Annotated in this window: 4 protein-coding genes; 3 read left to right on the top strand and 1 reads right to left on the bottom strand. The window is 52.8% G+C overall.

What is annotated here, in order from left to right; genetic code table 11:
• The coding region (tamL, locus tag OB13_RS15995) for a translocation and assembly module lipoprotein TamL (RefSeq protein WP_461491179.1) at positions 1–2,072 on the top strand (2,072 nt) is incomplete at its 5' end.
• A gap of 81 nt (positions 2,073–2,153) precedes the next feature.
• Here tamL and OB13_RS15990 read toward each other — a convergent pair.
• Positions 2,154–4,232, bottom strand: coding sequence for an alpha-ketoacid dehydrogenase subunit alpha/beta (locus tag OB13_RS15990; protein WP_461491178.1), 2,079 nt, complete (start codon positions 4,230–4,232; stop codon positions 2,154–2,156).
• Positions 4,233–4,439: 207 nt separating this feature from the next.
• Between OB13_RS15990 and hemF the strand changes: the two genes are divergently transcribed.
• Both hemF and OB13_RS15980 read left to right on the top strand, forming a co-directional pair.
• Entirely contained in the window at positions 4,440–5,339 is a 900-nt protein-coding gene (gene hemF, locus OB13_RS15985) for an oxygen-dependent coproporphyrinogen oxidase (protein ID WP_461491177.1), read from the top strand.
• Between the two features lie 2 nt (positions 5,340–5,341).
• Positions 5,342–5,843, top strand: a 502-nt coding sequence (locus OB13_RS15980) for a phosphatase PAP2 family protein (RefSeq protein WP_461491176.1), incomplete at its 3' end; no start/stop codon positions are given.

The raw sequence follows: 5,843 nt of genomic DNA, 5'->3' as shown, positions 1-5,843 counted from the left end.
AAAAGAAGGAAGAAGGCAACTTTCTGATGCAGATTGGCGAGCCGCCTGCCATTTATGACTCTACCCTGATGGAAGGTACCATGGACCAGATCGGTATATACCTGAACACCAAAGGTTATTTTAACCACCAGGCTACTTATGAAAAGCAGGTGAAAGACAAGAAGGCCTACGTGACCATTTTGATTAACGAGAATGCCCCTTACCGCTATACCCACTTTGACTATGGCATAGCCGATGATTCGGTGCTGGCGGTGGTAAAGCGGTATGCCGACCGGTCGCTGCTGAAGGTAGGCGATATATACGATGAGCAGGTCCTGACAGCAGAACGGGACAGGCTCTATGAGATGGTCCGGCATAACGGCTACTTTGATTTTGCCCGCGCCTACATCGAATTTGAGCCTGATACCAGCTACGGAGGCAACAGTGTTCGTCTCCGCACGATCATACTCAATCCGGAAAATGACTCCTCTCACCGGTCCTACACGATCCGGAATGTATACTTCAAAACGGATGCCGACCGATTCGGCATCGCCCGCGATACACTCGAGTTTAACGGGGTGAAGTATATCGCCTATAACCACAATTTTTCCTCCAATATACTGGACAAAAAGGTAGCCGTATACCCGGGACAACGGTATAGCCAGTTCCGCACCACGCTCACCCAGCGGCGGCTGGCCGAAATGGATGTTTTTCAGTTCAACAACCTCTCATACAACAAAATAACAGACCCGGTTGACACTGCTTCGGGTTACCAGCTGAATGCTTTCATCAATGCGGTGCCTTCCAAGAAGTACCAGGAGACGACAGAACTGGGCATGAACTTTACGGAGCGTCGCCCGGGACCTTACTCCAGCATCCGCTTAAAAATCCGCAATGTGTTCGGGGGAGCCGAGAACCTGGACTTCGGTATAAGAGGGGGGCTGGAAGGACAACTCAACATTGCGGAACAAACCGAGACCGTCATGATCCGCGAGTTTGGCGGCGACGCAGCCCTTACCTTCCCGGTGTTTTTGCTTCCCTTCGGAGGTAAGAGCATCCTGCAGGAAAACAATCCCCGGACCAGGATTTATGCGGGCTATACCAACGTGGACCGGTCCGAATTCCAGCGCACCCTGTACGAAGCTTCGCTCGATTATATCTGGCAGAAGTACCCGCGGCCTTTGCTGCCGCCTACCCTGCAGTTCATCTTCTCTCCTATCAATGTCAATGTGATTCAGGTAGGCAGAATTGATCCTTCTTTTGATAGCCTTTTGACTAGTATCAGTTCGGAGAACCGTTCGTTCAGTGAAAGCTTCCAGAGTGGGTTTATTTCCTTTATCGGTTTTAATCTCATTTACAACACGAACGACTTCACGCAAACCAAGAATGCACGCTACATGCGTACGCTGGCTGAAGTGGGTGGCCTCACCTCCAAGCTGGGCATTATGCCCGATGTAGGTAATCTCCGCAAGTTTCAGTATGCCCGCATCAACCCCGATTACCGGCGCTATATCCCTTTGGGAGGCAAACGCTATTTTGTTTACCGGGTGAATGCCGGGGTGGGCGGTCCCTTGTTTGGGTCCTCTTCCCTGCCTTACGACAAGTATTTCTTTGCGGGTGGCGGGTCCAGTGTGCGGGCCTGGCGCGCGCGTCGGTTAGGGCCGGGCTCCTACCCGACTTTCAGCGAACGAATTACGGAGAATGATACCGTACGGACGCGTGACTTTGACGCGGAACAACCCGGCGAAGTGCTCCTGGAAGCGAGTGCCGAATACAGGTTCAATATGGTGGGTTTCCTGAACGGAGCCTTGTTTGTAGATGTCGGGAACGTCTGGCTTTTGAGCGAGGATGTGCGAAGACCCGGTTCCGGTTTCGCGCTCAACAGGTTCTACAAAGAACTGGCCGTAGGGACTGGCTTTGGCCTGAGGTTTGACTTTTCGCTGCTGATCCTCCGCTTCGATTTTGCCACCAAGGTATATGATCCGGCCGGGGTGGATGGCAATAAATTTATGCTCAAAGATTTCAAATTCTCAGAGTTCTTCAAAGAAAGTAACCAGACGACCTTGAATATTGGTATCGGGTATCCGTTTTGATGGAGCGTGTATAGCTTGGCTTCCATAAAAAGAGCCTCTGTGGGAACAGAGGCTCTTTTTATGGAAAGTGAAAATGAAATTTTAATAATTCAGCAGCTCTTCCATGGCAGCTGCTACCTTGTCCGGGTTGGGCAGCATCATCTTTTCCAGCTCCACATTGAGGGCGATGGCCGGTAAATTGGCGGCTCCCAAGGTATAGACAGGCGCATCGAGTTGCTGGAAACATTCTCTGGCGATGCGTCCTGCCAGTGACTCGGCAAAGGAGTTCATCAGCGGTTCTTCTGTCAGCACCAGCGCTTTGCCATGCCGGCGGACAGATGCTACGACGGCCTCAAAGTCCAGCGGATTGAGGGTACGCAGGTCGAGTATCTCCACGCTGCCCATAAATTGCTTGGCCGCCGTCTTGGCCCAGTAAACGCCCATACCGTAGGTGATCACGGTCATGCTGTTGCCCTGGCGTACCTGCTCTTCACTGGCATACTGGACCACATTGGCTTTGCCCAGTGGCAGGATGTAATTTTCATCCGGCTCTACTGTCTTGGCGTCTTCCGTACCAGCCACTTTGGACCAGTACAAGCCTTTGTGCTCCAGCATCACCACCGGGTTCGGGTCCAGGAAAGCGGCCTTCATGAGCCCTTTCATATCGGCTGCGTTGGATGGGTATACTACTTTGATGCCCCGTATGGTGAGCAAGGTAGATTCGATGCTGCCGGAATGGTAGGGCCCGCCGCCACCGTAGGCCCCGATCGGCACCCGTATGAGGGATTGTACCGGAAACTTGCCCATGGACAGGTAGCAGCTTTTGGATAGCTCCTCCACCAGCTGGTTCATCGCCGGCCATATATAATCGGCAAATTGTATCTCCACAATCGCTTTGGCTCCGACAGCCGACATGCCAGCCGTAGAGCCTACGATATAGGCTTCCTGTATGGGCGTATTGAATACGCGCGCATCGCCGTACTTTTTGGCCAGCAGCGCTGCTTCCCGGAATACTCCGCCCAGCTCCCCGCCTACATCCTGGCCGTAAAACAAAGCCTCCGGATAGGTACGCAGGATATCATCGACGGCATGCAGCGCGGCATCAACCATGATGGTCTTTTCGGCTCCTGCGGGTCTTCTCTCGCCCAGCTCTTCGGTGACAGGAGTCGGGGCAAATTCATGCTGGTCGAAGGTAGCCGGATCGGGTGAGGGAGCTGCCAGGGCACGCTCGTAATTTTCTGCCACCAGTTTGATCGCCTCCTGCTCCAGCCATTCTACTTCCTCTGAGGTCACGTCAGCCTCCTGCAGCGCCTGTCTTAGCTTCGGGATTGGGTCGTTGACGCTGTGCTCCTGCAGGTTGTTGCCGCGGTACCATTCCCGTCGCACTCCGGAAGTATGGTGGCCCAGCAGCGGGCATTTGGCGTGCACCAGTACTGGCTTGCGAACTCCCCGGGCATATTCGAATGCTACTCGCATGCCTTCATAAGACTCGGCAAAGTCAGAGCCGTTCACCCGAAGGCGTTCCATCCCCTTAAAACCGGCTGCATACTCGAAGGCGTCCATGGCGCGCATCTCCTTACCCGTAGCCGAAATACCCCAGTCGTTGTCCTGCACCAGGTATACGATCGGCAGATTCTTCAGCACCGCCATCTGGAAAGCCTCGGCTACTTCACCCTCCGTTACCGAACCGTCGCCCAGTGAGCAGAGCACCACCGGCTTTTCTTCCTCCTGCAGGATTCCCTGTGACTCCATGTAGGAGATCGCGTGCGCCATACCTGTAGCAGGTATAGCCTGCATACCTGTTGCCGAACTCTGGTGCGGTATGGTCGGAAATCCTTCGCGACGCAGCGACGGGTGCCCGTAGTAGGTTCGTCCACCGGAAAAAGGATCGTCGGCTTTGGCCATCAATTGCAACATCAGTTCGTAGGGCTGCATACCGATACCCAGCAGGACCGAATCATCCCGGTAGTAGAGGGCAGCGTAGTCGTATGGTTTTAGTTGAAAAGCGGCAGCCAGTTGTATGGCTTCGTGACCCCTGGAGGTGCTGTGCACATACTTGCTGCAGATCGTTTTATTTTCTTCGTAGGTGTCTGCCATGGTTTTGGCAGTTATCATGAGCCGGTAAGCTTTTTTAAGAATATCAGTATCTATCTTAAAAGCTTCCGTTGTTTCTTTTGACATATACTAAGATTTATTATTGCCCGAAGTTAAGGAAAATTGGCCTTCTTCTAAAATCCAATCTTAAGCTGGGTAGAGAGCCCAATATTTGGTAATTTTGTACACGTATGTGCAAGTATTTACTCAGCTTCGAGTCAATAGTTCACTTCCAAATCAGCAATTGACACAAAATGTCTGACGTCTTGTGTCTAACGTCTAACATCTAAAAATATGTTCAGAGAAGAAGTTGAAGCTTTTATGCGCCAGTTCCAGCTGGACCTGGTACGCGACCTGGAGACCTGTGATGGTGGCACTACATTCCAGAAGGATGAGTGGAAGCATGAGCAGGGAGGCGGCGGCATTTCACGGGTTATCGAAAACGGGAATGTGCTGGAAAAAGGTGGCGTCAACTTCTCTGCTGTACAGGGCGAGCTTTCCCTGGCTTTTCTCAACATGCTGCAAATGCCCGATCCGAAGTTCTTTGCGACAGGCGTTTCGGTAGTGATGCACCCGCACAGCCCGATGGTGCCCATCACGCATATGAATGTGCGCTATTTTGAAGCGGGGAACGGCACGGCTTGGTTTGGCGGCGGCATTGACCTGACGCCCATTTATGTGGATGTGAAGCAGGCACGGGAGTTTCATGAAGCGATGAAAGCCGTATGCGACAAGCACCATCCCTCCTATTACCCGGAGTTCAAGAAATGGGCAGACGACTATTTTTTCAACGTACACCGCAACGAAACACGCGGGGTAGGCGGCATTTTCTTTGACCGGCTGATGGCAACGGATGAGATCTCGATGGAGCAGCGCTTTGCCTTCGTGCGGGATGTGGCCTATGCCTTTGCTCCTTTCTATACCTCCCTCATAAATCAGAACCGCGATTTGCCTTATACCGAGCAACAGAAGCAGTGGCAACTGATCCGGAGGGGGCGCTATGTGGAGTTCAACCTGGTACATGACCGTGGCACCAAGTTTGGGCTGGCCACGAACGGGCGAATAGAGTCGATCTTGATGAGCCTGCCGACACATGCTTCCTGGGTATACAACCACAAGCCGGAGGCGGGCAGTGCCGAAGAGCAGACGCTGGCATACCTCAAGAAAGACATCGACTGGATTAACGCCAATTAAGCATGCTGGAGGCACTCGAGAAGCTGGATCAGGAGCTGTTCGTTTTTTTGAACAACCAGCACAGCCCCGCCTGGGATGTGATCATGGTTTACGCATCCGATAAATATTTCTGGATACCCTTTTACCTGTTGCTCATCGGGTATATCGTTTACCGCTACCGCATGCAGAGCATACCGATGCTGCTCATGGCGGTGGTCGCCATCGGGTTGGCCGACTATATAGCCTCCGGTATCTTCAAACCCTACTTTGCCCGCCTCCGCCCCTGCCACGACCCGGAATTATCGGCTATGGTGAACCTGGTGAAAGGCTGTGGCGGAAAGTTTGGTTTCCTGTCTTCTCATGCTTCTACCGGCTTTGCGCTGGCTGTTTTCTTTAACCTTATTCTCCCGGACCGCTACTTTATTTTCAAGATCGTGCTGGTGGCCTGGGCGGTGGTGGTGTCTTACAGCCGAATTTACCTGGGCGTGCACTTTCCCGGAGATATTTTGGGCGGCGCAGTCGTAG

This window comes from Pontibacter sp. HJ8 (genome assembly GCF_054824225.1).
The sequence above is the reverse complement of the archived record's forward strand: the minus strand, read 5'-3'. Positions and strand labels throughout refer to the sequence as shown.